This is a genomic window from Erwinia sp. TECH1 (assembly GCF_054057575.1).
This window is the reverse complement of the sequence record NZ_JBSRZK010000001.1, coordinates 4,481,245-4,506,547: the sequence shown is the minus strand read 5'-3', so window position 1 is coordinate 4,506,547 and position 25,303 is coordinate 4,481,245. Positions and strand designations below refer to the sequence as shown.

19 protein-coding genes are annotated in these 25,303 nt (G+C 56.4%); 5 read left to right on the top strand and 14 right to left on the bottom strand.

Annotated features, from left to right (window positions below):
* Nucleotides 1-94: 94 nt before the first annotated feature.
* On the top strand, nucleotides 95-1,291 hold the full coding sequence (locus tag ACVWZ0_RS21185) for an MFS transporter (protein ID WP_253457382.1): 1,197 nt from the start codon (nucleotides 95-97) through the stop codon (nucleotides 1,289-1,291).
* Between the two features lie 302 nt (nucleotides 1,292-1,593).
* On the opposite strand, the gene ACVWZ0_RS21180 is transcribed toward ACVWZ0_RS21185, so the two are convergent.
* Nucleotides 1,594-2,409: a TIM barrel protein gene (locus ACVWZ0_RS21180; protein ID WP_253457385.1), complete on the bottom strand. Its 816-nt coding sequence runs from the start codon at nucleotides 2,407-2,409 to the stop codon at nucleotides 1,594-1,596.
* A 545-nt stretch (nucleotides 2,410-2,954) separates the two neighbouring features.
* On the opposite strand from ACVWZ0_RS21180, the gene ACVWZ0_RS21175 reads away from it, so the two are divergent.
* Together ACVWZ0_RS21175 and iolB are read left to right on the top strand one after the other, a co-directional pair.
* Nucleotides 2,955-4,460: a CoA-acylating methylmalonate-semialdehyde dehydrogenase gene (locus ACVWZ0_RS21175; RefSeq protein ID WP_253457389.1), complete on the top strand. Its 1,506-nt coding sequence runs from the start codon at nucleotides 2,955-2,957 to the stop codon at nucleotides 4,458-4,460.
* A gap of 18 nt (nucleotides 4,461-4,478) precedes the next feature.
* Complete coding sequence (iolB, locus tag ACVWZ0_RS21170; protein WP_253457391.1) at nucleotides 4,479-5,300, top strand: 5-deoxy-glucuronate isomerase; 822 nt, start codon at nucleotides 4,479-4,481, stop codon at nucleotides 5,298-5,300.
* Between the two features lie 61 nt (nucleotides 5,301-5,361).
* On the opposite strand, the gene ACVWZ0_RS21165 is transcribed toward iolB, so the two are convergent.
* From ACVWZ0_RS21165 to ygfK, 5 genes are all read right to left on the bottom strand, one after another.
* Nucleotides 5,362-5,631 carry a hypothetical protein gene (locus ACVWZ0_RS21165; protein WP_253457393.1) on the bottom strand — a complete coding sequence of 90 codons (270 nt, stop codon included), beginning with the start codon at nucleotides 5,629-5,631 and terminating at the stop codon, nucleotides 5,362-5,364.
* Nucleotides 5,632-5,867: 236 nt separating this feature from the next.
* Nucleotides 5,868-7,199 carry a nucleobase:cation symporter-2 family protein gene (locus ACVWZ0_RS21160; RefSeq protein ID WP_253457395.1) on the bottom strand — a complete coding sequence of 444 codons (1,332 nt, stop codon included), beginning with the start codon at nucleotides 7,197-7,199 and terminating at the stop codon, nucleotides 5,868-5,870.
* A 148-nt stretch (nucleotides 7,200-7,347) separates the two neighbouring features.
* On the bottom strand, nucleotides 7,348-7,503 hold the full coding sequence (locus ACVWZ0_RS21155) for a hypothetical protein (protein ID WP_253457399.1): 156 nt from the start codon (nucleotides 7,501-7,503) through the stop codon (nucleotides 7,348-7,350).
* A 58-nt stretch (nucleotides 7,504-7,561) separates the two neighbouring features.
* A complete protein-coding gene (ssnA, locus tag ACVWZ0_RS21150; protein ID WP_253457402.1) occupies nucleotides 7,562-8,887 on the bottom strand; it encodes a putative aminohydrolase SsnA in 1,326 nt (441 codons plus the stop codon).
* A 2-nt stretch (nucleotides 8,888-8,889) separates the two neighbouring features.
* Nucleotides 8,890-11,997: a putative selenate reductase subunit YgfK gene (gene ygfK / locus ACVWZ0_RS21145; protein ID WP_253457405.1), complete on the bottom strand. Its 3,108-nt coding sequence runs from the start codon at nucleotides 11,995-11,997 to the stop codon at nucleotides 8,890-8,892.
* A gap of 341 nt (nucleotides 11,998-12,338) precedes the next feature.
* On the opposite strand from ygfK, the gene ACVWZ0_RS21140 reads away from it, so the two are divergent.
* Nucleotides 12,339-12,461, top strand: coding sequence for an XdhC family protein (locus ACVWZ0_RS21140; RefSeq protein WP_253457408.1), 123 nt, complete (start codon nucleotides 12,339-12,341; stop codon nucleotides 12,459-12,461).
* 141 nt (nucleotides 12,462-12,602) lie between these two features.
* On the opposite strand, the gene arcC is transcribed toward ACVWZ0_RS21140, so the two are convergent.
* Genes arcC through ygeW form a run of 5 tightly spaced genes read right to left on the bottom strand, consistent with a single transcriptional unit; the run spans nucleotide 12,603 to nucleotide 18,608 of the window.
* Nucleotides 12,603-13,535: a carbamate kinase gene (arcC, locus tag ACVWZ0_RS21135; RefSeq protein WP_253457411.1), complete on the bottom strand. Its 933-nt coding sequence runs from the start codon at nucleotides 13,533-13,535 to the stop codon at nucleotides 12,603-12,605.
* Nucleotides 13,532-14,920 carry a dihydropyrimidinase gene (hydA, locus tag ACVWZ0_RS21130; RefSeq protein ID WP_253457414.1) on the bottom strand — a complete coding sequence of 463 codons (1,389 nt, stop codon included), beginning with the start codon at nucleotides 14,918-14,920 and terminating at the stop codon, nucleotides 13,532-13,534. The genes arcC and hydA overlap by 4 nt, the downstream gene beginning before the upstream one ends.
* A 29-nt stretch (nucleotides 14,921-14,949) precedes the next feature.
* The gene (locus ACVWZ0_RS21125; protein ID WP_253457416.1) at nucleotides 14,950-16,161 is read right to left on the bottom strand and encodes a YgeY family selenium metabolism-linked hydrolase; all 1,212 of its coding nucleotides are present in this window, start codon (nucleotides 16,159-16,161) and stop codon (nucleotides 14,950-14,952) included.
* Between the two features lie 16 nt (nucleotides 16,162-16,177).
* On the bottom strand, nucleotides 16,178-17,374 hold the full coding sequence (locus ACVWZ0_RS21120; RefSeq protein WP_253457419.1) for a diaminopropionate ammonia-lyase: 1,197 nt from the start codon (nucleotides 17,372-17,374) through the stop codon (nucleotides 16,178-16,180).
* 43 nt (nucleotides 17,375-17,417) lie between these two features.
* Complete coding sequence (gene ygeW / locus ACVWZ0_RS21115) at nucleotides 17,418-18,608, bottom strand: knotted carbamoyltransferase YgeW (RefSeq protein ID WP_253457422.1); 1,191 nt, start codon at nucleotides 18,606-18,608, stop codon at nucleotides 17,418-17,420.
* Between the two features lie 355 nt (nucleotides 18,609-18,963).
* Here ygeW and ACVWZ0_RS21110 point away from each other — a divergent pair, with 355 nt between their 5' ends.
* Nucleotides 18,964-20,742 carry a sigma 54-interacting transcriptional regulator gene (locus ACVWZ0_RS21110; RefSeq protein WP_253457425.1) on the top strand — a complete coding sequence of 593 codons (1,779 nt, stop codon included), beginning with the start codon at nucleotides 18,964-18,966 and terminating at the stop codon, nucleotides 20,740-20,742.
* Between the two features lie 3 nt (nucleotides 20,743-20,745).
* On the opposite strand, the gene ACVWZ0_RS21105 is transcribed toward ACVWZ0_RS21110, so the two are convergent.
* From ACVWZ0_RS21105 to ACVWZ0_RS21095, 3 genes are read right to left on the bottom strand one after another with little or no spacing between them, the layout of a single operon-like run.
* Nucleotides 20,746-21,312 carry a nucleotidyltransferase family protein gene (locus tag ACVWZ0_RS21105; protein WP_253457428.1) on the bottom strand — a complete coding sequence of 189 codons (567 nt, stop codon included), beginning with the start codon at nucleotides 21,310-21,312 and terminating at the stop codon, nucleotides 20,746-20,748.
* Between the two features lie 7 nt (nucleotides 21,313-21,319).
* Nucleotides 21,320-21,781, bottom strand: a complete 462-nt coding sequence (locus ACVWZ0_RS21100) for a (2Fe-2S)-binding protein (protein WP_253457431.1) — start codon at nucleotides 21,779-21,781, stop codon at nucleotides 21,320-21,322.
* Between the two features lie 11 nt (nucleotides 21,782-21,792).
* Nucleotides 21,793-25,011 carry a molybdopterin cofactor-binding domain-containing protein gene (locus tag ACVWZ0_RS21095; protein WP_253457434.1) on the bottom strand — a complete coding sequence of 1,073 codons (3,219 nt, stop codon included), beginning with the start codon at nucleotides 25,009-25,011 and terminating at the stop codon, nucleotides 21,793-21,795.
* Nucleotides 25,012-25,303 lie beyond the last annotated feature (292 nt).

Here is a 25,303-nt window from a genome sequence, read left to right as displayed (position 1 = left end):
AGCGTGCCGCATAATTTATGCACTGGCCGCCTGCGGGCCGGGAAATCAGGTTATAGTTATTATTCATGTCATTTCGGACAGGATATTCTTCGCTATGCCTGAACAACCCGCCCCGGAGGCTCCGGGCGCTTTACGTCTGAATCTGCGCATCATTTCCGTTGTGATTTTCAATTTCGCCGCTTATCTGACTATTGGCCTACCGCTGGCAGTGCTGCCTGGCTATGTCCACGATGTGATGGGCTACAGCGCATTTTGGGCTGGATTAGTGGTAAGCCTGCAATATTTCGCCACGCTGGTCAGTCGTCCGCACGCGGGGCGCTTTGCCGACCTGCTGGGCCCGAAAAGAGTCGTGGTGGCTGGGCTTTGCGGCTGTCTGATCAGCGGGCTGTGCTATGCGCTTGCCGCGTTAACCGCAACGCTCCCGATGGTTAGCCTGCTTTTGCTTTGCTTTGGCCGGATCGTGCTTGGCATAGGGCAAAGTTTTGCCGGAACCGGCTCCACGCTTTGGGGCGTCGGCGTAGTGGGATCGCTTCATATAGGACGCGTAATTTCCTGGAACGGCATTTTCACCTATGGCGCGATGGCGATTGGCGCGCCGCTGGGCGTGGGCATTTATCGCTGGGGCGGCCTGCTGTTGCTGGCCGGCGTGGTAACGGCTATCGCGCTGCTGGCGGTGCTGATGGCGCTGCCACGACCTGCCGTCAAAAGCAGCAAGGGCAGACCGCTGCCTTTTCGCGCCGTGCTGGGCAAGATCTGGCGCTTCGGTACCCTTTTGGCGATGGGATCCGCCGGCTTTGGCGTGATCGCTACCTTTATTACGCTCTTCTACCAGGACAAAGGCTGGGACGGCGCGGCCTGGGCGCTGACGCTGTTCAGCGGCGCTTTTGTCGGTACGCGCCTGTTGTTTCCCAACGCCATTAACCGGCACGGTGGACTGATGGTGGCGGCGGTCTGCTTTGCGGTAGAAGCCGTCGGTTTATTTCTGGTCTGGGGTGCGGCGGATCCGTGGATGGCAAAGCTGGGCGCGCTGCTGACCGGTGCCGGCTTCTCGCTGGTTTTCCCGGCGATTGGCGTGGTGGCGGTGAAGGCCGTGCCCGCGCAGAATCAGGGCAGCGCGTTGGCAACCTATACGGCCTTTATGGATCTTGCGCTGGGCATCACCGGGCCGCTGGCCGGGCTGGTAATGAGCTATGCCGGCGTCCCGGTTATTTATCTGGTTAGCGCGCTGCTGGTCTGTCTGGCGATGTTGCTGACGTTGAAGGCCCGTCATGCAACAGCGGAAAGCGCCTGAGCAGCATTTCCGTTGCGCAGGGCGCCAGATACGGTTGAACATTGTAAATATTATGCAAAAGACTTTTTGATCAGGCGCCAGGGCGCGGCGTGGCTGTCGATGATGCATGTTGCGCAGGAAGGTTGTTGATAACGCTCGTCACGCGGAAAGCTGTCGACGCCGCGTGCTGCGTGGGAAAGCTGTTGATACCGCAAAAGCGCTAAAAAAAGGGCGGTCATCAGACCGCAAGATACGACACAGATAAAAGAGAGGGAATCAGGGGCAGAGCGCAGCCACAGCACCGGGCCGCGCGCTAAAAAATTTTATGCCTGCAACAGCTGAATGCTTTGACGGATTTCCCGCTCAATATCCGCAGCGCGCCAGTTTTCCATAACAGAAGAAAAAGGTTCCAGCGCGTACACGCCCCGATACCCCATGCGTTCCAGGCGCTGTACCTGAGCCACGCTTCTCAGCAGGTCACCTTCACTCAGCATAATGCGTTCTTCGTCGGTCAGTTCCGCCGTTGGCCTTGTATCCTCGACGCCCGAAAGGTGGACCAGGCCAATATTGTCGATATCGATCCCGCTTTCAAATTCCGCTTCCGCCTTTTCGTACAGATGATGGTGGAAGGTATCCACTAACAGGCGGAAAGGCACGTTGGCATCGCGGATTAGCGCCTGGGCGTGGACGGCGGAACGCAATGAACTGATCGGAAAGCCGAGAGGCTCAACCAGGCCTTCAATGCCATATTGCTCAAACAGCGGCGCCAGTTTTTTCAGCGCGCTGATAGTTTCTTCCGCAGAAATTGGCGTACCGTCATTTAACGGACAGAGCACCAGCGCTTTTGCGCCTACGCCCCTGGCGTCCTTCAGCAGCGCTTCCGTTTTTGCCAGCAGGGCTTCGTCCACCTGGTTGAAAGGATAGACAGCGTTGATGGTAACAATTTCCAGACCGTATCGCTGCGCCAGCTCGCGCACCTCTTCGTGGCTCAGATTGTCCGTCACCTTGCCGCTGGACATATCGTTGCGCAGCTCAACCTTATTCAGACCGAGCCCGTGAACCAGTTTGAAAAATTGCTCAATGCCAAGGCCGGGAGCAATTTTACGGTTAATACAGATACGGGTTGGATCAATCGCCATCTTGCAGCTCCTGCAAAGTAAAAGAGATAAATGTCGGACTGTTGGCAAGGGCTTTGCCTGGCCTGCACCATCAGCAATCAGACCAGCCCCGATAACCTGAACTTTCAGCCTGTACCGCGACCTGTCGAACGTTGTGTAACAGAAGAACATTTATTTCATTAGTGGGGAATGATGAAACTTAAATTTTTAGATCTTCCTCGCAAAATTTCGTTTTGAGCAGGCTTTATACATGAAATCCCGCTCCTTCCGGAGCAAGTGAAATCAAATGAATGCGCGAGGAAAAAAGCCTCTATTAAAGCTCCTGGCCCCCATCAGCACTGGATTATTTATTTTAACGCTCCGCGCTGACGCAGCATAAAATCAGCCGACAGAGCGAAAAGAAAAATGCGATCTATGCCGCTAAAAACAGATTTTCTAAAGTGGAATATTTGAAAAATTTATTCCAATATAATAGTGTCTTTGCACGCATTCGGGAGTTGTCCGGTTGGGCCGTCCGCTAAAAGGCAGCCGCCCACAGGGAATACCACCATTTAAGAGGCCAGAACATGACTATTACAGGAAACTTTATCGGCGGAAAAACGTCTTTGAGCGCCAGTAACGAAACAATTCCGGTTTACGATCCGGCGACCGGCAAACCGGTGCGTGAGGTGACGCAAAGCACGGCACAAGAGGTCGCTCACGCCATCGAAGTCGCGCATAACGCCTTTGAAGGCTGGTCCCGCACATCACCGCTGCGCCGCGCCCGCGTCCTGTTTAATTTCAAGGCCCTGATGGAGCAGCATCGCGACGAGCTGGCTGCGCTAATCGTTAGCGAGCACGGTAAAGTCTGGTCAGACGCGCTGGGAGAACTGACGCGCGGTATGGAAGTCGTGGAGTTTGCCTGCGGTATTCCTCATTTGATTAAAGGCGAAAATTCGGCGGACGTCGCGACAGGCGTGGACAGCTATTCGCTGATGCAGCCGCTGGGCGTCGTCGCCGGCATTACGCCTTTCAACTTCCCGGCGATGGTGCCGCTGTGGATGTTCCCTATCGCGCTGGCCTGCGGCAACACCTTTGTGCTTAAGCCGCCGGCGCTGGATCCCTCCGCCTCCGTGCGTATGGCTGAACTGCTGACGGAAGCCGGCCTGCCGGATGGCGTCTTTAACGTTATTCACTGTTCCAATGAAGATGCTGAACAGCTTTATACCGATCCGCGCGTTCAGGCCGTCAGCTTTGTTGGCTCTTCGGGCGTGGCAGAACATATTTATAAAACCGCAAGCGCACATGGCAAGCGCGTGCAGGCCTTCGGCGCGGCCAAAAACCATGCGATTGTCATGCCGGACGCGGATTTAGACGCCACGGTCAATGCCATTATGGGCGGTGCCTTTGGTTCTGCGGGCGAACGCTGCATGGCGCTGCCGGTAGTGGTCGCGGTGGGCGATGATACGGCCGATAAGCTGATTGCCGCGCTGACGCCGCTGGTCAAGGCTCTGCGTGTCGGGCCCGGCATGCAGAAAGGCAGTGAAGAAAACGAAATGGGGCCGGTAGTTTCCGCCGCACACCAGAAAAAAGTGCTGGGTTATATCGACAAAGGGGTAGAGGAAGGCGCGAAACTGGTTGTCGATGGGCGTAATTTCCAGGTGCCGGGCTATGCGGAAGGTTACTACGTAGGCGGAACGCTTTTTGATAACGTCACTGCCGATATGGTTATCTGGCGCGAAGAGATTTTTGGCCCGGTGCTGAGCATCATGCGCGCGCCGGATTACGAGACGGCGCTAAAACTGGTTAACAGCCATGAGTTCGGCAACGGCAGCGCGATCTTTACCAGTAACGGTCATACAGGTCGCGACTTTGTACGCGAGGTGCAGGCGGGCATGGTAGGCGTTAACGTACCGGTTCCCGTACCGATGGCATTCCACAGCTTCGGCGGCTGGAAGCGTTCCGTGTTTGGTGCGCTGAACGTTCATGGGCCGGACGGCGTGCGTTTCTACACCCGAATGAAAACCGCGACCGTTCGTTGGCCGAGCGGACAAAAGACCGTTTCTGAATTTAGTATGCCAACGCTGGGATAACGCATAAGGAGGAGCACCATGTCATTGCTGTCCAAAGCACAACGTCCGGATGCGCAGGGACGTATCCAGCAGATTACGCCGGAAAGCGCAAACTGGCGCTATGTCGGCTTCGAGGCCTGGCAGCTGAAAAAGGGCCAGACCCTGCAGCTGGAAAGCGGCAGTCAGGAGCTGTGCCTGGTGCTGGTGGCCGGGCTGGCGTCGGTAAAAACCCGCGACGCAGAGTTTCCGGATATCGGCAGACGCATGTCGCCTTTTGAACGCACGCCGCCTTACTCCGTTTACGTGCCGCATAACGATCGGGTAGAGGTTCGGGCCGATTCCGATCTGGAACTGGCGGTCTGTCGCGCGCCTGGCAAGGGTAACCTGCCGGCACGCCTGATTGCGCCTGGTGACGTGGGCGTGGAGAGGCGCGGCAAAGGGCGCAATAAACGGCTGGTGCATAATATTCTGCCGGATGACCAGCCCGCTGACAGCCTGCTGGTGGTCGAGGTTTATACCGACGAGGGCGATACCAGTTCTTATCCCAGCCATAAGCACGACAGGGAGGATTCAGAAACCGAAACCTATCTGGAGGAAACCTATTACCACCGTTTTAATCCGGAACAGGGCTTTGCGATGCAGCGAGTCTATACCGACGACCGCTCGCTGGATGAGTGCATGGCGGCCTATAACCACGATGTGGTAATGGTGCCGCGAGGCTACCATCCGGTGGCGACTATCGCCGGTTACGACAATTATTACCTGAACGTAATGGCCGGGCCGGTTCGCCTGTGGAAATTCAGCTGGGAAAAAGATCATGCCTGGGTAAACAGCGAAGATTACCCGCGTAAAGAAGGTTAAGAACCCTTTCGGGTGGCCGCTCGCCACCCGTTTTATCTTTTCACCGTGGCTTCCGGCTATTTTACCTTTTCCTGTTGTGCTTGCTGGCGTAATCATCAAGCCTGACCTTTCTGACCTTTCTGACCTTTCTGACCTTTCTGACCTTTCTGACCTTTCTGACCTTTCTGACCTTTCTGACCTTTCTGACCTTTCTGACCTTTCTGACTGTTCTGGCCATCCTGACTGTTTTGATCGTTTTGATCGTTTTGATCGTTTTGACCGTTTTGACCGTTTTGACCGTTTTGACCGTTTTTCCGCTAAACGATATGGCTTGCCGGTACGGGTCACGCACTCAGTCGCTCCTGGTCGTGTTTGAGCCGTGTCGGTCAGGGATAATGAATATAAATATGTCGGCACAGGCTATCGGTATCAAAATACTGCGTCACAACTTTGACAGCATGGCGATACGCAGGGGCTAATATTTATTCTTTCCTGAAGCCAGCCTCTGCAGCTGGCTGCTCTCTGGATAAGATGCCAGAAATAGCGGCCTCAGGTTAATTGCTACCCGGTTTTAGCTGTACGAATTTTTCAGCCGGACTGACTTTCCTGCACGTCTGGCGTTCCTTTGATGGTGTTAAACACAATATTCAGCAGCACGGCAACCACGCAGGCGGCGCTAATGCCGGAGTGGAAAATCGTTCTGATCCAATCCGGGAAGCAATCGTAAAACGTGGGCATCACAATGGGGATCATGCCAAACGCAATAGCCGTTGCTACCACTACCAAATTCATCGTGTCTTTATAATCGACTTTTGCCAGCGTACGAATACCGGATGCCCCCACGGTACCAAACAGTACCACGCCCGCACCGCCCAGTACCGGAGCCGGAACGGCTGCGACTATCCGACCCAGCACGGGCAGACAGCCAAGCAGCACCAGGATAATGCCGCCCGCCGCCACTACATAGCGGCTTTTGATGCCGGTAATGGCAACAAGACCAATGTTCTGTGCAAATGCGCTTTGTGGAAAGGAGTTAAACAGCGGCGCGAGCGCGCTGGCTAACATATCCGCCCGCAGACCGCTGGCGATACGTTTGCCGTCGACCTCCGTGTCGATAATCTCGCCAATAGCGATCAGTCCGGCAGTGGTTTCCGTCAGCAGAACCAGCACGATAAGCGTCATGGACAGAATGGCCGCTACGTTAAAAACCGGCAGCCCAAAGCTGAGGATACCCGGTAGCGCTATCATCTCGCCGTGCAGGACATCAGTAAAATGCGCTTTGCCGCTGACAAAGGCAAACAGCGTGCCCAGAACTATTGCCGCCAGAACGGCCAGTCTTTTCATCGCGGCATTACCCACGCGATGAAAAAGTAGCACCAGACCTAAGGTCAGCGCGGCCAGCCCGATATTGCCTGGCGATCCCCATTCCGGCGCGTCGGCATCGCCACCCATCGCCCAGCGGGCGGCAACCGGCATCAGCGACAGACCGATGACCGTAATCACCGTCCCGGTAACGACGGGAGGGAAGAAGCGGATGACATGAGCAAACAGCGGCGCAATCAGCAGGCCAATCAGCGACGAGGCTATTACTGCGCCAAACACTACCGGTAAGCCACCGTCTCCCGCCACCAGCGCCATCATGGTCGCCACGCCCGCAAAAGAGACGCCCTGTACCAGCGGCAAACGGGAGCCAAAGAAGGGCACGCCCAGCGCCTGCAATAAGGTGGCACAGCCGCTGACAAACAGCGCAGCCGTGACCAGCATGCCCAGTTCGGCAGCATGCAGCCCCGCTGCCGAGCCGATAATCAGCGGCGGCGCGATAATGCCGCCATACATCGTCAATACGTGCTGCAATCCCCAGACAAAGGATTTGCCTACCGGATAAAGTGTATCTTCTGGCCTGACGCGATCGATGCTCATAACAGTTGTCCTTTATCGGGGAGTAGCCCCGTTACTGTCTGCCTTGCAGGCCGCGATTTCACACTGCCTGCGGAAGAAATGCTGCGGCGGCAGCGAGGTGGCAAAGCGACAGACCACCAAAGCGCAGCCGGACGGCACGATAATCCGTTTACCGGCTATGCCAGACGCCGTGCCGATGGCCAGCGGCACGGCATACCAGCACATGCTCCAGGCCAAAGAGGGTCGGGTGTCCGGCGGGCAATACCCGATCGACAGGCGGCGCAGAAACCGGAAGCGGTTCAGGACGAGCGACAGAAGCGTTCATTAATGTATCTCCCTTACGGCCGGGAACGCACCCGGCTACGATTCGAAGGCGTACAGATCTACAGCTTTGCCATGTTTTGCCACAGCCTGGCTGCGGCTTTGCGCGCCCGCGCATAGAGCGGTGCAATGTCGGAGGGGAACTGACGATCTTCATAGACCAGCCGGCCGGCGATAATGACGCTGTGCACCGCCGCGCTGTTAAGTCCAAAAGCCAGATGCCCGGCGAGATTTTCCGCCTGCAACGGCGTCGGTGAAACGTAGTCGCAGATGGTCAAATCGGCGGTATAGCCCGCCGCCAGCTGACCAAAAGGTTGGGCAAAATTACGCTCCAGCAAAATATTGCCGTTATGCAACATGCGCAAAAAGCTGTCAGGCCAGAGCGGGCCGCCCGCGTCCCGGTGTTTGAAATAAGCGAATTTCAGCTCCTCAAACATGTCGGCACCGATACCGTCGGTGCCAAGCGCCGCCAGCTGGTAATCAGCCAGATGATGGTTGTAGCCGACATGATTGTTCATGTTGGATCGCGCATTGTGCGCCAGGCAGGCGCTACGCTGGTTCAGCAACGCAATCTCATCGGCCGAGAGCCAGAGTCCATGGGCGATAAGCGTTTTCTCATCCAGCAGGCCGAATTTATCAAGGCGGGCAATAGGATCCATGCCGTATCTGTCGTGACTGTGTGAAACATCGTAACGATCTTCCGCTACGTGGATATGCAGGCCGCGCCCCGTTTCCTGCTTCGCTTCGGCCAGCATCGTCAGGCCGCTGTCCGGCACGGTGAAGGGAGCGTGCGCGCCGATATGGCATTCCACCAGGCGCTCTTCCAGGCTATCGTTTCGCCGGGCGTCAATCAGCCGGGCAAAATCGATATTTTCCGCGATGCCTGCTTCCAGCTCCTTCAGGCCGCCGTTGCGATCCGTGGTTTCAAAACAGGTCATGCCGCGCAGTCCGGCTTCAATAAAGCCGCGCCGCAGGATCGCCAGCGATCCTTTGATAAGATTTGGCGAAGCATGATGATCGATAACCGCAGTGCAGCCGTGGCGAATGGCCTCCAGCGAACAGATCAGGCCGCTGTAATAGAGCGACTCTTCATCCAGTGCGCGATCCAGCCGCCACCAGAGGTTTTTTAACGTAGAGATAAAGTCCGGGCAGGGCGCTATCGGCGCCATGATCCCCCGCGAGAGGCCGGAGTAAAAATGATTATGCGCACAGACCAGCCCCGGCATAACCAGTTTGCCGTGCAGATATTTGCATTGCGCATGAGGATAATCCACCGACAAATCGCCGCCGACGGCAATAATTTTTTCGCCATCGATGGCGATATCACCGTTTTTGACAACCCGGGCGGGATTGAAATTTATTAGAGTGCAGTTTTTTAGCAGCAGCATGGTTATTCCTCCACTCTGCTCAGCAGATAAGAATGCTGCTGACGCGTGTAGCTGATGATGCGGGCCATTGTCTTTAAGTCTTCAGGCAGCGCTTCCGTGATTTCGCCCCGGTCGTCAACGTTTAGCTGCCAGACGCGGTTGTTCAGGCGTAGCCGCACGCTCTGCTTATCCAACAAAAATCCGGGGTTGCTGCTGTTGTCAAAATCATCCTGACGACTGAACAGGGTAATCTTGTCCTGATAAGGTTTGCCCCGCCACGGGCAGAACTGCGCGCAGTTGCCGCATTCGTTGCAAAGCGCATCCAGATGCAGGATCTGTTGACGACTGCTGAAACCCGGCACGGCAAGCGCGACGTTTGCACGGTTTGGACAGACATCAACGCAGCGCGCGCAGACGTAGTTGCATTCCAGGCATCGGGCCGCTTCCTGCCTGGCAAAAGCTTCCTGGTCGTCTGCATCAATCTGCCGTACGGCAACAATGCCGCGTCGCTGATAAATGGTGAGGGGATTGCTGTTCAGCCAGCGCTTGTGATCGTCGTCGCAGTGGATATTTTCCCGCTGGAGGATAGTGCGGGTCGCTTTACGGGCGTCGCCAATTGCGGCCACGACCGAAGCGGGGCCGCTCTGTACGTCACCGATTAAAAAAACGTTCGGCAGGCTGGTTTCCAGCGTATGCGGGTCAACGTCAACCTGCCCGGAAGCGGAGAGCGGCAGGCCGATTTGCCGGAGTATTTCGCCGTCCGGTTTTTCTCCGGTAGCGGCTATCAGGGCGTCAAAGCGTTGGTTCAGCGTTTGTGATGTGGCTAACGGACGACGGCGCCCCTGTGAGTCAGGCTCGCCGGACTGCATCACTCGCAGCGTCAGGCCTCCGTCAGGCGTAAAAGTTTCCGGATTCACCAACGTCATAAACTGCACGCCATCCTGCCTGGCTTCCGCTATCTCTTCCGGCCAGGCGGGCATATCCCGCTCTTCCCGACGATAAAGCAGCGTTACCGATCGCACGGCTGGCACCTTCAGCGCGGCCCTGGCGCAGTCCATTGCCGTATTGCCCGCGCCGACTACCGCCACATCGCCCTGAATAGCCGGATCGACTCGCTGCTGGTTAAATTGCTGCAAAAAGCCAAAGGCGTCGAACACGTGCGGATTGCCGCCTGCCAGCGACAGCGCGTTGCTTTTTCTCGCGCCAATACCTATGCAGATCCAGCGGAAGCCCTGCTGACGAAGCTGCTCAAGCGTCAGATGAGGGTCACAGTTGAAAACGAACCTCACGCCGTGGTCGGCAATAAACTGAATGTCCTGCTCAATCAGGTGCGCCGGAATGCGAAAACGCGGCACGATATGCTGCACGATGCCGCCTGGCGTGGCTTCCCGCTCAAACAGCGTAACCGGATGGCCCGCCCGCGCCAGAAAAAAGGCGGCGGCAAGCCCTGCCGGGCCGGCACCCAGGATCGCAACGGGGTGTTTATCGCCCGAGCCTGCCGGTTTGTGCCAGCGTTGACGATAGGTCTCCCAGCCTTTTTCCAGCACAATTTTTTTGATACGCCGAATATTCAGCGCATTGTCGTAATCCAGTCGGGTGCAGTTGTTCTGACACTGATGGTCGCAAATATGGCCCGTAATGGCCGGTAGCGCATTGCGTTGATAGATAAGATCCAGTGCCTCGACATAACGGCCTTCTCCCGCCAGCCGCAGGTATTCCGGAATATCCTGATGAATAGCGCAGGCGGTGACGCAGGGCGCGACATAGCAATCCGTCAGCGGCAGCGGGCCGCCTACGTCTATCTGCTCGCGAGATTTCCATGACTTTTGCGCCCATTGGGCGGACAGGGCATCATCAGCCAGCTTTTGCAGCCCGGCAACATCGATGCACTGGCGTTCCCAGCCCTGACTGTTTTCCAGGATTTGCGCGCAGGTCTTCAGCCGCAGATAGCCGCCGGGCTTGAGCAGGTCGGTAGCCAGGGTGATCGGTTGGATGCCAGTCGCGAAAATATCGGCGATATTGTACTGGCTGGCACCGCCCGAATAGGAGATGGGCAGCCTGCCGGCGAAATGGGTTGAAAGCAGCGCCGCAACGTTAATCGATAGCGGATAGAGGGCGCGCCCCGACATATACATCTCTTCGCCCGGCAGGCGATGCTTATGATTACGAGCGCCCAGCGTATTGGTCAGTTTTACACCGAAAGTCCGCTGTTTTTCCCGCCCCAGCGCCATTAATCTTTCAAGCATTCCCAATGCTTGCCCAAGCGGCAGATCGTGGCTGAAAGACGCCTCGTTCAACTCGATATAGTCAAAACCATTGTTATCGAGGATCTGACGCACGCGCTGATATCCCAGCAGCGTGGGATTCAGCTTAACAAAGGTGTGCAGCTGCTTCTCTGTCAGCATATAGCGACAAATAGACTCGATTTCGTCAGGCGGGCAGCCATGCATGGTGGAAAGCGTCACGCTGTTGACCATGCGGCTGGAAATGCGTGCGGGCAACGCCTGTAAATCAGCGGGCTGGGCTTTTTGCAGCAGCTGCCAGTCGCCCTGAGTAATAAAACGCTGCAGCTTTTGTTGATAAAGCGCGAATTTCTCATTCTGAGCGGCGTCCAGCATCTCATTGATAAAGGTCTGCATAGCGGGCTGCTTTATGCCCTGCAGGTCGTAGCCGACGCTCATATTAAAAATAAAAGAGCGTTTTGCGCCGTCGCGCCGTGGCGTATAAATCGTTTCCAGCAGGTGCAGGATAAACCAGGCCTTCAGGTATTCGTCCCAGGCCTTCTTCAGCGTAAATTCGGTGGACCACTCGGTGTTAAAAGCTTCGTCGCTGGCATCAATACAGGGCTTTTCAAGCTCCAGCCTGTCCAGGATCTGCACGGTTTTCAACTCGATAAAACTGCCGCCGGTCAGCCAGGACACGATGATATTTTGCGCCAGCTGCGTATGCGGTCCGGCGGCCGGGCCGACAGGCGTGTCGCAGCTTTCGCCAAACAAAGCGATTTGGCGACGCGGATCCCGTTGATAAAATTCCGTTTCCGGGATGCCGAAAATCGAACGATTCTCTTGATATTCCGCGCAGGTTCGCATCAAAAGTTCATCGAAAGGGATGGGACGCATGATGTCACCCATAAGTAGCTCCTTAATGCTGCTGAGCGATGCCGCTCGTGTAAACAAATGCAGTTTTGTCAGTGCGTAGCAACAAGTGAGCCAGAGGCGTTTAGCGATGTCTTTTCATGCAGGTTTCGTGACACTATTCGCAAAATCATCGTCTGCCTGCCCGCAGAAAAGCGGGTAGTGAGAATGAGTAGCATCCAGAATGGCCAGGCCTGGCGCGACATGGGGAAATCTTCGCAATATAAGAACGTAAGCTCTCATTATGAGAAGGCTTGCCCTGGCCGGTTGCCCGGCGCGCTGAAAAAAGCGGCGCAACGGTTGCAGCAGACTAAAAGATCCACACTCAGGAGAAGGAGGTGAGCCTGTCTGCTATAGCCAGCCGTCTGGGGAAGGAAAACCGCGCTTTTACGCTATTACATGTCGTCGAGAGTCGCGGCTCTGCACCGCGTCACGTAGCCACCATGCTGGTGCGAGAATAGGGCAAAACGGACGGGACGATTGGAGGGGGAATGATTGAACGTCTGGCGCCGGAAGAGATAGCGGTAAGCATTGTGGCCGCGCCCATCCGACGCGTCGGCGGCAGGGCAGGCCTGAAACAGCCGCCGATGCGCGCTCTGCCGCTACTGTTGAATAAGCGTGCCGGTCTGGCCAACAATCCCTTCTCTGGCCTTAGAAAGCAGCGTAATCAGGGCCTGACGGCCAGGCTTTGATTCGGCAAATGCGACGGCCGCTTCGACTTTCGGCAGCATCGAGCCTGGCGCGAACTGATTATCAGTAATATGGTGCAAAGCTTCCTGCGGCGTCAGCGTGTCCAGCCAGCGCTCCGTCGGCTTACGGAAATCGATAGCAACTTTTTCGACCGCGGTCAGAATAATCAGCATATCCGCATCGATATCCTGAGCCAGCACCGCGCTGGCAAGATCCTTATCAATAACGGCATTTGCGCCCTGTAGATGATTTCCCTGGGCGACCACCGGGATGCCGCCGCCGCCAGCGGTAATCACAATCTGACCGGCTTCCAGCAGGGTTTTTACCGCGCGCGCTTCGACGATCTCCAACGGTTTGGGCGAGGCAACTACCCGTCGCCAGCCGCGCCCGGCATCCTCCATCAGCAGCATCCCTGTTGATTTCAGCTTGCGCGCCTCCTCTTCTGACAGAAAAGAGCCGATCGGCTTGTCGGGATGAGTGAAAGCGGGATCGCGCGCGTCCACGCGCACCTGCGTGATCAGCGATACCACGTTTTTATCCATGTTCTGATTAAGCAGCGCTTCCCGCAGCGCGTTTTGCAGATCGTAACCGATATATCCCTGACTAAGCGCCACACATACCGACATCGGCAATACCGGAGAATGCGCCGCCGTGTGGGCCGCCGCTTCAAAGGCCTGATGGATCATCCCTACCTGTGGGCCGTTGCCGTGGGTGATCACCAGCTCGTGGCCTTCGGCTATCAACGCCACAATGGTTTCCGCCGTATTCTGCACGGCCTGCATCTGCTCCATCAGCCCCGCGCCAAGGGCGTTGCCGCCCAGCGCCAGTACTATCCTCTTTTTCATAGGTGACTCCCTGTTACAAATGGCTTGCGAGAAATAAAGCGGCCGTGTCCTGCCTGACCGGTAAAGCGGCCTTCCCGACAGACCACTGTTCCACGTGAAAGGGTCATAACCGGCCAGCCCTGACAGCAGAAGCCTTCATAGGGCGTATAGTCGCCGTTATCATGCAGATCGGCATGGTGGATAATCTGCTGACGTCGGGGATCGAAAAGCACCAGATCGGCATCCGCGCCGGGCTGTAGGCTGCCTTTTTCCGGCCACAGACCAAACAGTTTTGCGGGCATCGTGCTGGTTAGCGAAACAAAGCGTGAACGGCTGATACGCCCTTTCATCACGCCTTCGGAAAAAAGCAGGGCCAGGCGATTCTCTACGCCCGGCAGGCCGTTGGGGCAGCGGGTAAAATCGTTGGCCGCCATCTGTTGGCGTTGCCGGTAAGGAAAATTGCAGTGGTCGGTAGCCAGGGTATCAATCGCGCCGTTGGCGATACCAACCCATAATTTATCCCGCTCGCTGCATGGCCGCAGCGGCGGGCTGAGGATGTATTTCAGCCCGTCAGGCCGCAGGTAGCGGTTGATGTCCAGCAGCAGATACTGGGGGCAGGTTTCTGCCCATACCGGCTGGCCGCTGGCGCGCGCCATACGGACATAATCCAGCCCGAGGCCGTTGGAGAGATGAACGATATATAAAGGCGCATTGTCCGCCAGCCTGGCCAGGTTGATAGCGCGCGCGATCGCCTCCGCTTCGCAGGCCAGCGGACGGCTGTGAGCGTGCCAGACGGGCGCCGTTTTCCCCTGTTGCTTAAACTGTTGTCGTCGCCAGCGTATGGCCGCATCGTTCTCCGGGTGCACCGTGGCCAGCGCGCCCGCTTCGTTAAGGCGCTGCAGCACGTTCAGGACATCTTCATCATGCAGCATATAATCGTAGGTCAGATAAAATTTGAAGCTGCTGATCCCCTCATGCTGCGCCATCGGCGCGATCTCCTCCAGAATTTGAGGCGTCACATGCTGGATCACGCCGTGAAAACTGTAATCGATAACTGCCTCGACCGCGTCGCGATGATATTTCTCCAGCTGGTGGTGCAGCGTACAGCCTGGCGGGCCAAAGCCCATATGATCGACAATAGTGGTGGTACCGCCGCAGGCTGCGGCGCGCGTACCGGCAAAAAAGTCGTCGCAGCTCTGCGCGATGCCGACGTCGATATTAAAATGGGTATGCACATCCACACCGCCCGGCATTACCAGTAGCTCACGAGCGTCGATAATGTTCATGGTTTCGTCCGCCTCGATTTGCGGCGCGCGACGAACGATTTTTCCCTGCATGATCAGCAGATCCTGGCGGTATTCCCCGGCGTCATCTACCAGGGTGCCTCCCTTCAGTAACGTTTTCATCCCCGTCCTCCTGTCGACGCCGGTTGCCGTCAGGCCTGCTGCTGTAGCCAGGTCAAAGGCGTGGCGGCATAGAGTGCGGCGCAGGTGACCAGATGCGCTTTCCAGGTTTTTTCATTCGGCGCGTGGGCTTCTGGCTCTTTACCTGGCCCAAAGCCGATAACGGGAATGCCATGACGGCCCATAATGGAAACGCCGTTGGTGGAAAAGGTCCACTTATCCACCACCGGCTCGCGTTTAAACAGGCCCCGATAGGCCGCGCTAAGCGTTTTGACGGTGATGTGGTCAGGCTCCACTTTCCAGGTAGGAAAGTAGCAGTCGGTTGGGTAGACCAGCCCCGTCCAGGAAGGGCGCTCGTAGGTATAAAGCGAGACTTCTGCCTTAGCCGACTTAACGGCAGGCAGAGCGCGGATCTCCTCCAGCGCGTTTTCCCATGTTTCGCCCCAGGTGAGACGACGATCGATGGAAATGGCGCAGCTGTCTGCGACGGCACAGCGGCTGGGCGAGGTGAAAAAGATTTCCGAAACGGTCAACGTGCCTTTACCCAGGAATTCGTCATTGCCCAGCTTGCCGGACAGCGCCTGCAGCTCGGTCAGGATGGGCGCCATTTTGAAAATCGCGTTATCGCCGCGTTCCGGCGCAGAGCCGTGGCAGCTGACGCCCTGTACCTCTACCCGTATTTCCATGCGGCCACGGTGTCCGCGATAGATTTGACAGTCGGTAGGCTCCGTACTGATGACAAATTCGGGCCGGATATTCATCTGCTCAATAAGATATTGCCAACAAAGGCCGTCACAGTCCTCTTCCTGAACCGTTCCGGTAATCAGCAGCGTGTAGTCGTCTTCCAGATGGAGATCCTTAATGATCTTCGCCGCGTAAACCATTGCCGCCATGCCGCCTTCCTGATCCGAGGATCCGCGCCCGCCGATCAGCTCGTTATCCTCCATGCCTTCATAAGGATCGAAACGCCAGTTTTTGCGATTGCCGATGCCCACCGTGTCGATATGGGCGTCCATCGCCAGCAGGCGTGGGCCGTGGCCGATATAGCCCAAAATATTTCCCATGGGATCGATCTCGATTTTATCGAACCCTACTTTTTCCATCTCCTGACGTATGCGCGCGACCACAAGCTTTTCATCGCAGCTTTCGCTGGGAATGGCGATCATCTCACGCAGAAAGCGCGTCATTTCCGGCTGGTATTTATTTGCCAGAGCAAGAATATCGTCGAACGGAACGGATTTCATAGTTAACTCCTGTTAATTAAGCGGTAATGCCGTCTTTTCCTTCCCACACTACTTCCCGGTAGTGCTGAGGATCGGTGTCGCCTTCGGTGCTGAGCAGCAGCACGCGCGAAGCCGGGGTAAGCCTGAGTTTTTCTTTTAGCGCCTGCGACTGGGGATGATGCAGAACGGCAGCCAGCACGCCTGCGCTGACCGCGCCCGATTCGCCGGATATAATGCGTGGATCGTCGCCCAGCGGATTACCCAGCACGCGCATCCCCAAAGCGGCGACGCGATCTTCGCAGGAGATAAACTGCCGGGCGCAGCCGCGCAATAGCGGCCAGCCAAGCGGATTTGGCTCGCCGCAGGCCAGCCCGGCCATAATGGTATTCATCTCGCCGCCCACGTTGACCATTTCGCCCCGTTTGGCGGAACGAAAGAGACAGTCGGCTTTGTCCGGCTCTACGACCACAGCATGCAGGCTGGCGGCCTCGTATACGTCGCACAAATAGCCGAGCACGCCAGCAGCCATTGCCCCCACGCCCGCCTGCAAAAAAACGTGGGTCGGCGAAGTGCCCAGCGCCTGCATTTGCTCTACGGCTTCATCCGCCAGCGTGGCGTAGCCCTGCATAATCCAGGTGGGTACCTCGCGATAGCCTTCCCAGGCGGTGTCCTGCACGACTTTCCAGCCCTGCTTTTCGGCATTGCGCATGGTCAGACGCACCGTGTCGTCGTAGTTCATTTGGGTAACGATGCACTCGGCGCCCAGGTCGGTAATATGTTTGACGCGGGCGGGCGAGGAGCCTTTAGGCATATAGATAACGGCATGTTGTCCCAGCTGGCGCGCCGCCCAGGCAACGCCGCGCCCGTGGTTGCCATCTGTGGTGGCGGCAAACGTCATGGGTACGCGCTGCTGCTGACGAAAGGCGGCAAAGGAAAATTCGTTAATATCGCTGCCGGTTTCTTTGCAGAGCAGGCGGGCAATAGCCCATGCGCCGCCAAGCATTTTGAAAGCGTTCAGACCAAAGCGTTGCGACTCATCCTTAACCAGGATTTGTTCAACGCCGAGCGCGGCGGCCAGAGCGGGCAAAGAGAGCAGCGGAGTCGGACGATAGCCCGGCAGCTTGCTGTGAAAAGCCCGTGCGGCCCTGGCGGTGCGGCGGTTGAACAGGTCGGACCGTTCAGGCGCATATGCCGCGTTGTCTTCAATAACCATTTTTAACTCGAAGCTGGACATAGCTGACCTTTCCTCAAAAAAGTGATCGGGAACCGTGGTTTTTTCAGCATTTAATCCTTGGCTGCGCTTCCTGGAGGCGGCGGGTCAGCACGGCAGCGGGATCGGCAAATTTTCGGGCCAGGATCATGCTGGCGATGATCCACGGTTTCCAGCTGGCCTCTTTATAGGTGGCAATGCGATAGCGCTCAAAAACGCTGGCGGCGACCTCGCCCGCCTCGCAGGAAACGTCGGTGATGTCGGCGGGCAGACAGTGCATATAGAGCGCGCTGCCGTCGCGGGTCAGCTTCATCATCTCTTCCGTACAGTGCCACTGCTGATGACGCGCATTTTGTTGCAGACAATGCTGCTCAAGGGCTTTTAGTCCGGCGGTATCCTGATTGCGCAGCAGCATGGTTCTTTGCTGCATCACTTGCCAGGGCGCCCAGGATTTTGGATAGACGATATCGGCGTCGCGGAACGCCTCTTCCATCGTGCTGACCTGACGGAAGCTGCCGCCGGACGCTTTGGCGTTGCGCTGGGCCACTTCCAGCACGTCGGGGATAAGGTCGTAGCCCTCGGGATGCGCCAGCGTGACTTCCATACCAAAACGGCTCATCAATCCAATAATGCCCTGAGGTACCGAAAGCGGTTTGCCGTAGCTGGGCGAATAGGCCCAGGTCATGGCGATTTTTTTGCCTTTCAACTGGTCCAGCCCGCCGAAATGTTCTTTAAGCCAGGCCAAATCCGCCATGGACTGCGTGGGGTGATCGATATCGCATTGCAGATTGACCAGGGCAGGTCGCTGGGGCAGAACGCCCTGGCTAAAGCCCTCATCCAGCGCTGCACCGACTTCCCGCATATAGGCGTTACCCGCGCCCAGATACATGTCGTCGCGAATGCCGATCGCATCCGCGCAAAAGGAGATCATATTGGCGGTTTCACGTACCGTTTCGCCATGCGCGATCTGCGATTTGCCCTCGTCCAAATCTTGTTGCGTCAGCCCCAGCAGATTCAGCGCCGAGGCGTAGGAAAAACGCGTACGGGTGGAGTTGTCGCGGAAAACCGAAATACCGAGCCCACTATTAAAAATCCGGGTATCGATGTTTTTCTCACGCATGATTTTCATCACCTGAGCAATATCCAGCACTTGCTCAAGTTCTTCGCGGGTTTGCTCCCAGGTAAGCAAAAAATCTTTACTGGCCAGGCCAGTTTTCCTCTGGCCAATGGTCCGTAGCAGTGCGCCTGTCTCTTCCATTTAAGCGATTCCTTATAGCGATACGTTATCCCTGCCGCTAACGACATGGCAGGAAGCCTGACCGCTGTAATCAACTTCTGTGCCAGGAGTGGGAGACGCGGCTATCGGTGGCAGAAAAACGTGATCTGTCGCCGAATTTGCGAGATATGTAGCAATTTTAAAACGAAGTGGTTAATGAAGAGGGCTTGAGCAGGGTAACGGGCATGACAGCCAAGGGCATGACGGAGTATGGTGTTACGCGATCGTTGGATTCTCAGCGCTCAAAATGATAAAGCCTGCTGTTTCTCTCAAAATGAGATTCAGCACATGACTCTCCAGGATGAGAGAAGGGATTGTGAACAAAAGGATGCACGTCATGGATGAAGCTCCATCGTTACCCTCTGGTCTGATGGCCATACAGCCGACCATTCTGAATTTCAGCAGCCTGCTGGCTAACGTGCTGGAAATGGAAGTGGAGGTTGTCGATCGCCACCTCATTCGCATTGCCGGCACCGGCCCTTACAGTTATCGCTTCGGACATAGTCCGGAAAGCAATAACCATCTGCTCAGAAACGTCATCGAAACGCAAAAGGAAATGGTTGTCGTCGACTCGCGGTACAACCCCCTGTGCAAAGCCTGTCAGCACCGACAGTTTTGCAAAGAGCGAGCTTTTATCGGCGTACCTATCCTGGCCCCTCACCGTTGTCTGGGCGTCATCAGCCTTATTGCCGTCAATAATGAGCAGCACCGAAAACTCAGCGATAACGCGGATATGTTTGTGCAGTATATGCGGCACGTTTCCCGACTGCTGGTGGCTAATCTCGCCAGCGCTCAGCCACGGCAAACGCAAAGCGATGCCGTCTGGCACACGCTGTTAGGCAGTATGGATCAAGGGGTGATCCTGCTGGATCGGGACGGTAAAGTGAAAGCCGTTAACGATCGTGCGCTCAGCCAGCTGGATGCCACTCACGAAAGTTTAACGGGAAGATCCCTGGCTATTGAGCCGCTCAGCCGTCAGCGGAAAGCGGCTCACGGTCATGCCCAGCACCGCGTGATTATGGGCGACCAGCAGATGCTGTTGACGGGGCAGCTACATCATATCGGTCAGCAAAAACTCTTTTTAATGGCTTTTCATCAGGACGCGCTGGCTGCTTCTTTGCTGACTGAAAACGAGCCGCCCGGCATTGAACGGCTGGTAGGAAAATCCAAAGCAATCCACAAACTGAAACGGCTGATTATGCGCATCGCCTCCAGCCCTTCCAGCGTGATGATACTGGGGGAAAGCGGCACCGGAAAAGAGGTGGTGGCGCGGGCTATCCACAGGCTCAGCAAAAGGCACGACAGGCCGTTTGTGGCGATAAACTGTGCGGCCATTCCTGAAAACCTGCTGGAAAGCGAGCTGTTCGGCTACGTAAAAGGCGCTTTTACCGGCGCGGCGCCCGGCGGACGGGCGGGGCTGATCCAGTCAGCCAACGGCGGCACGCTGTTTCTGGATGAAATTGGCGATATGCCGCTGAGCCTGCAGGCTCGTTTACTGCGGGCGATAGAAAACCGCGAGGTGCTGCCCGTTGGCGCAAGCCGCCCTGTGTCTGTCGATATTCGAATTATTTCCGCTACGCATCAAAACCTGCGGCAATTTATTGAGGAGGGAAAGTTCCGGGAGGATCTCTACTATCGCCTGAACGTTATTCCGCTGGAGGTGCCGCCGCTGCGCGATCGCGAAGGGGATATCGAACTTTTGATGCACTATTTTCTTAATCATCACTCGCAGCGCATCGGCTGCGCCTATCCGGGTATCAGCCGGGAAGCGATAGAGCTGTTACAACGCTATCTGTGGCCAGGCAACGTGCGCGAGTTAAGCAATCTGGTGGAGTATCTGGTCAATATCGTTCCTGAAGGGGAGATAATAGACGGCGCCTTACTGCCTCCGCTGTTCCATACTACAATTCGTTCTGTGCCGTTGATGGCGTACCCGCCGAAAACGGTTTGCGGCCCGGTCGAGGAAGAGGAAGGGGCAAAGCTGAAATCAGTAGAAAAAAGTCTGATAGAAGAAGCGCTGCAGCGCACCCGCAATAAGAAGCAGATAGCGGAAGAGCTGGGCATTGGCGTAGCGACGCTTTATCGGAAAATAAAAAAATATGGCCTGCAGGCCTGAGCTTCAGCAGGCATTGCTAAGGCGTTGCTGATACTGTGCGGGCGTGTCTAAATCCCAGTGAACGGTTGGGCTGTCGATCGGTACGCTGATGCAGCCATATTCCTGAATCAGCTTGCGCAGCGTACTTTGTTCAGGCGCTGCGGTTATTCGCGCCGCCATCCCGGCAGGCAGCAGCACCGGATGCCCATTTTTGCCCGCGTAGCAGGGCAGTTGGCAGCAGAGACTTTGATGCCGCCACAGCTGTGCATAGATGGTCGGATCAATCGCGGGCATATCTCCGGGTACAACGAAAAAGCGCCCGCCGGAAAGCACGGCGGCACCGCAGCGTACCGAAGAGAACATCCCTGCCTGGTAACCGGCGTTGTGGCAAACATCCACGGCAGGCCAATGGGCGTAACGCTGATGAAGCTCTTCAGCACGATAGCCTGTTACCAGGATAACTCTGTCGCAGAACGCCAGCGCATTGCGGATGGCACTGTCCAGCACCGTCGTATCCTGCCATGGCAGCAGCATTTTCCAACATCCCATACGCGATGAGCGTCCGGCCGCCAGCATAATACATTCCTTCATAATGGCTTTACTCCGTCTTCAGCACCGCCTTAATTGATTTAATAATTGGCTTGTAACCGGTACAGCGGCAAAGATTTCCCTCCAGCGCTTCTGCAATCTGCTGGTCGCTCGGGCGAGGGTTTTTATCCAGCAGCGCTTTGGTGCTCATCAGCACGCCCGGCGTGCAAAAGCCACACTGCACGCCGCCGTGGCGCACAAATTCCTGCTGCAGTTTTCTACCGGTTTCATCCTGGTGTAGTGCTTCAATAGTGCTGACCGTCGCACCATCGCACTGCGCCGCCAGCACCAGGCATGAACAGACAGCCTTACCGTTCATGATCACCGTACAGGCGCCGCACTCGCCTACCGAGCAGCCCTCTTTGGTGCCGGTCAGCTGTAAATCTTCCCGTAAAAAATCAAGCAGGCGGCGATTATCCTCAACCGTTTTCTCAACCTGAACCCCGTTTACTGTCAGCCCGATCCTGTTCATTTTTTTGCTCCTTATTTTGTCCCGGCTTCACGGGCTTCCTGCAACATTTGACGCAGCATATTTAACGCTACCGGCACCTTGTACGCGGCGGACCAACGATTGCCTATCGCCGCCATTAGCAGGGCTTCCAGCGCGCTGGCACCCGCCTCTATCTGTGCGACCGTCAACGCCTGTCCGGTCAGAACTTTCTCTACCGCAATCAAGCGTTGAGGTTTACTCAACAACGCGCCATCTACCAGACGACAGCGAACCAGCATCCCCGCATGATTGAAGGTAAACTGGCCGGTAAAGCTCTGACGGGTAATGTTCAGCGCATTGCGACGACCCAGCTGTAGATAGCGTTGCTCAAGGCCAGGATCGCGATAGGGCGCGGGCAGTATCACCGCGGTCAGCAACTCGCCAGGCTGTAGCCGGGTACGATAGCCTGCGGTAATAAAGTCCGACAGCGGCATGCGGCGCTGCGCCTGCTGGCTCTGCAGCACGACGATAGCGTCATAGATAATCAGCGGCGGTACGGAGTCTGCGCAGGGCGCGGCATTAACGATATTGCCACCCAGCGTCGCCCGATTACGGAGCTGTAGTGAACCAATGGTGTTGCAGGCGGTAATTAATAGCGGATAGTGCTCCTGAAGCCGCTGGTCAGCCGTCAAATCACTAAAGCAAACGCCAGCCCCAATGGTCACGCCCTCATCGCAGAGGGCGATACGCTGTAGTTCTTTCAAACCTGAAATATCCACCAGCGGCAGCGGCACCGTACTAAGCCGCGCCTGTACCAGCACATCCGTTCCGCCTGCAATCGGCCTGGCCTGGCCGTCGGCCAGCGCCCGTAGCGCGTCATCCAGCGTGTCCGGCCGGTAAATTTGTAGCGTGTTCAGCCGTAAAACCTGTTTTTTACCGCCCGATTCAGCCTGTAGCTCGCTCTGGCGGACCGGTTTTTTCAACGCGTAGCCCAGGCGAACCTGCTCCAGCGTCAGCGGCAGCGTATAGTTGCGACGTCCAAGCGCGAAGCTCACGGCGTTATTTAGCGCCGCGCCGCCAAGCTCCAGCACGGGTTCGCCAATAACTTTGGCGCCATAGGGGCCAGCCTTGTCATGGTTTTCTACCGCGACGATGTCGATATTCGGCACGTCTTTAATCGTGGGCAGCAGATAGGTATCAAAGTTCTCAGACTTAACCTCGCCTTGCTCTGTATTGAACTCTTCCAGCATGGCGTAGCCGATCATGCCCTGAACCAGACCGCCGTAGACCTGCCCTTCAAAGCCGACTTTGTTGATCACTTTGCCGACGTCATGCACGGCCGTGGCGTTGTTGAACGTAATTTTTCCGGTGCGGGTATCCAGCGCGATATCGGCGACCTGACAGCCGTAAACCCAGGTAAAGTAGGGGCTGCCGCTTCCTTTTTCTTCGTCCCAGTGGATAGCCGGCGCGACGTGCCAGCCGTAAGCCGAAAGATTGGCACCGGCAGCTTTGGTCACGTCAACGACCTGCCGGAACGGCAGTCGCTTAGAGGGTTGTCGGCGGTGAAATACGGTGCCGTTTTCCCATACCAGATCGTCGGGATCGGTTACATCCAGCGTTTGCGCCAGCGCTTTAGCCATGCGTCGCTTGATGGTATTCGCCGCGCTAAGCACCGCCTGTCCGCCCATTAGCGTGCCGCGCGACGCGACGGTAGATCCCCCATCAGCAATCATGGCGGTCGGCGGATCGGTGAAATGAATCTGTGTCAGATCCAGACCAAACGCTTCCGCTGCAATAAGCGACATGGTGGTCTGCAATCCCTGGCCGTTTTCAGACACGGAGGTGGAAAGATTCAGGCTGCCGTCGGCATTGATCTGTATCAGCGCGGAAGAGGCATCCAGCCCCTCGGCGCCCAGCGAACAGCCCCGATGACTGAGCGCCAGCCCAATGCCATATTTAATCGGCCCGCCCAGCTGATTGAGCTGCCGATAGTGCTCCCGCTTCGCCAAAAACTCGGTTTTGTCGATAGCCTTTTGCAGGACTTCCTGCGCGGAGACCTGATGCTCGCTGAGAACCTGCCCAGCCATGCTGGTGTCGTTCTGGCGCAGTACGTTTCTCAGGCGCAGCTCGACGGGTGACAGCCCCATTTTTTCCGCGACCTCGTCCATCAGCGATTCGTTGGCAAAAATAACCTGTGGCGCGCCAAAGCCGCGATAGGCGGAGGTATAATTATTGTTGGTGTAGACGCCGGTAATATCGACGCGCACGTTGGGAATATTATAAGGCCCGGCAGCCTGTACGGAGCTACGCCAGGTGACAAAAGGCGTTTGCCCGGCATAGCTGCCGCCATCCGCAAGGATATCTATTTTTATTGCCTGGATACGCGCCCGATCGTCCAGACCGATTTTGTAATGCATCTGATAAGGATGGCGTTTATAGCTTTCCCGCATTGACTGTTCGCGGTTATAGGTCATTTTTACCGGGCGCGAAGTCAGCACGGCCAGCAGCGCCGCGCGGCAGGCAAGATGATCGATAATATCGTCTTTGCCGCCGAAAGATCCGCCCAGTACGGAGCGCTTCACGTTAACCTTCGACTGCGGCAGATCCAGATATTTCGCCACCATGCCGCGCACGCGATGCGCGTTTTGTATTGACCCATAAATCGTGACGATCTGTTCATTATCGTCGTAGCCAACGGTGATCGACTCTGGCTCAATATAGGCGTGCTCCTGAAAGCCGACCTCAAAATCGCGCTCAAAGATATAGCTGGAGGCCGCAAAGCCCGCCTCAATATCGCCCTTAATCGTATGGTGATGATTAATAATATTATTTTCTTTGTCACTGTGGATGGGCCGTGCCCCCGGCCTGATGGCTTCTCTCACCGATGTTATCGGTGTCCAGGGCGTATAGGCTACGCGGATTTTATCGGCGGCCTGGCTGGCTATTTCATAACTTTCCGCCGCGATCACGGCAATGACGTCCCCCCGAAAAGCAATTTCGCTCTCAACGATAGGCGGATAGTCCGGGATAACCACGCCGATACAGCGCTGGCCTGGGATGTCCTTCCAGGTGGCGATTTTCACCACGCCAGGTAGTTTTTCCGCTTCCGAGATATCCAGCGAGGCGATTTGGCCTGCGGCGATATCGGCGTAGCGACACACGCCATAAAGCATGTTTCTCAGCACAATATCGTCACCATATACGGCTGCGCCTCTGACTTTCGCCTCGCCGTCGACGCGCGGTACTTCATTGCCCACTAAAAGAGTTTTCACGGATTTTGGCCCTCCAGATGCTTCCCGGGACAGCCCTAAGCAAGTGATATGCCAGAGTGTGAAGATGTCCGCGACAAGCGACAGGGCTGTGAGGCATCTCGAAGAAACTGATTTAAAACAAGTCCGCTGCTCGCTTGTGTGTCGCTGGAGTCGTTTCACTTTGAGGTTTTTTTCTCAAAATGAGACGGTAATTCTCCTGTTTACATCTGCCATAGCGGCGACATCCCTCTGTCAAACCGACGTTCTCGTCAGCAACTGCGTAATGCCTCACAAAAATCAGTTCTGAATGGCT